Annotated in this window: 3 protein-coding genes; 2 read left to right on the top strand and 1 reads right to left on the bottom strand. The window is 64.2% G+C overall.

Annotation, left to right across the window (positions count from 1 at the left end; translation table 11 throughout):
- Positions 1-524 (top strand): helix-turn-helix transcriptional regulator (locus EN955_RS34390; protein ID WP_164753284.1); only part of this gene is annotated, 524 nt, incomplete at its 5' end.
- A 64-nt stretch (positions 525-588) separates the two neighbouring features.
- On the opposite strand, the gene EN955_RS34385 is transcribed toward EN955_RS34390, so the two are convergent.
- Entirely contained in the window at positions 589-891 is a 303-nt protein-coding gene (locus EN955_RS34385; protein WP_024501757.1) for a hypothetical protein, read from the bottom strand.
- A gap of 187 nt (positions 892-1,078) precedes the next feature.
- On the opposite strand from EN955_RS34385, the gene EN955_RS34380 reads away from it, so the two are divergent.
- The gene (locus EN955_RS34380) at positions 1,079-1,447 is read left to right on the top strand and encodes a hypothetical protein (RefSeq protein WP_024501758.1); all 369 of its coding nucleotides are present in this window, start codon (positions 1,079-1,081) and stop codon (positions 1,445-1,447) included.
- The last annotated feature ends 264 nt before the right edge of the window (positions 1,448-1,711 follow it).

The raw sequence follows: 1,711 nt of genomic DNA, 5'->3' as shown, positions 1-1,711 counted from the left end.
CCGCCTTCCTGCGCGTCGACCCGGTTGCGCTGGGCCAGGGGCAGGTCGTGTTTCTCGACGATGCCGGACCGGTTGCCGATGCGGAGATCGTCACCGATGCAGGTCCGCTACCCGCCAGCTCGATGGACATCGAGGTGCTGGGCGCGGCCGTCGGTGGCGACGATGGCGATTTCACCTTCAACGGCGAGCCGGCGGGTTACGTCCAGCGCCCGCCGGGCGTGCGCAACCTGCCGAAGGTGTTCGCCCTGCACGTGCTCTCGGATTCCATGGTGCCGCGTTACGAGCCCGGCGACCTGATCTATTGCGGCGGCCGCGACGCCGTACCGGGCGACCATGTGGTGATCGAGACCTTCCCGGAGGAAAACGAGCGCAACGGCAAGGCCTTCATCAAGAAGCTGGTCAAGCGCACGGCGGGCGAGCTGGTCGTCGAGCAGTACAACCCGCCGAAGACGCTGACCTTCAACCGCTACGCCATCAAACATGTCTGGCGCGTGATTCCGCTGAAGGAATTGCTGGGGTATTGAGCAAGGGACGCTCTTCCTTCTCCCCCTGCGGGAGAAGGAAGAACCAGCGCTGGCACCCTCCCACTCAAGCCCGCCGCGATCCCTCCAGCGGCACATCCCTATCGCTCAGCATCCGCGCTTCGCTGCGCACGCGCTGGCGCTCGTCGACAAACGCCGCCTGGATCGAAATCGCCGTCCCCGGCAGTCCGTCGGCGCGGCAGGCCGAACAGACGATACGGCCCGACAGAGCGGACAGCGGCGTATTCCCCGTCACCCCGAACCGCTTCAGCTGATCGGGTCGCCACCACCTGTTGCGGCCACAATCGGCGCACTCGACCGAGATCGAGGCGACATGCGCGATCGTTGGTTCCTTGCCCGGCAATGCCATCGCCCCTGCCTCGTATTTGTTCCTGATTTGTTCGCATATTCCTGTGTTTTACGCCGGGAGTCGAGTCGCAGTTTTCAAACTTTCCCAGAAGTTTTTCTTCTAGCGTAATTTGAGTTATGCTTTCATAAATGTATGAAAATGTGAGTCGGGCACGAACCTGCCCACTGCATCAGACTCGGGAGCGATAATGGACGCTTTTGCCGCCGATTTTGCCCGTTCCTGCGGCTACGCCGGCGACAGCCTGGCCTTGCTTGAAGCCTTCGAAGCGATCCGTCGCAGCGGCATCGCCCACGCCCGTCACGATCACGTCAGGCGCAAGGCGGTGATCGACGAGTTGAAACCGTCGGAGGCGCTGTTCCTGGCCGCTATCGGTCCGGCGCTCTCGGCGCAGGAGGCAATCGAGGACGCCGCCCGCTTGATAGCCTGCTGGCGCAACATACCGCGCTGGCGCCAGGAGCGGCGCCTGCCCGACCTGATCAGGGCCAAGCAGCAGCGCCTGGTGGCGCGCTATTTCCGCCGCCATGGCCACAGGCTCTGGGCAAGGGAAGCGGCGTGAGGACTGGACCAGCCGTTTGCGGGTTCCATCAGCCATTTTTTCTTTCTAGACTGCGCAGGGGTGGCTGACCGTTCGACGTGCATAGTTTGGAATGTTCAAGACTGCCCGCTCAAAATTTCAAACCTGGATAACGGCCGGCGCGGGAACCATCGCCGCCCTGCTCGTCGCCGGCCTGATGGGCGCGTTCGGCGCCCTGCCCGCCCACGCCCCGCCGCAATTGCCGCCCGATGCCGCCATCGATGCCGGGCGCTGGCGGGTCCCGCC

It is taken from the genome of Mesorhizobium sp. M7A.F.Ca.CA.001.04.2.1 (assembly GCF_003998485.1).
GTDB classification, from domain to species: Bacteria; Pseudomonadota; Alphaproteobacteria; order Rhizobiales; family Rhizobiaceae; genus Mesorhizobium; species Mesorhizobium ciceri.
Note: the sequence above shows the minus strand (reverse complement) of the source record. Positions and strands in the feature narration are given on the sequence as shown.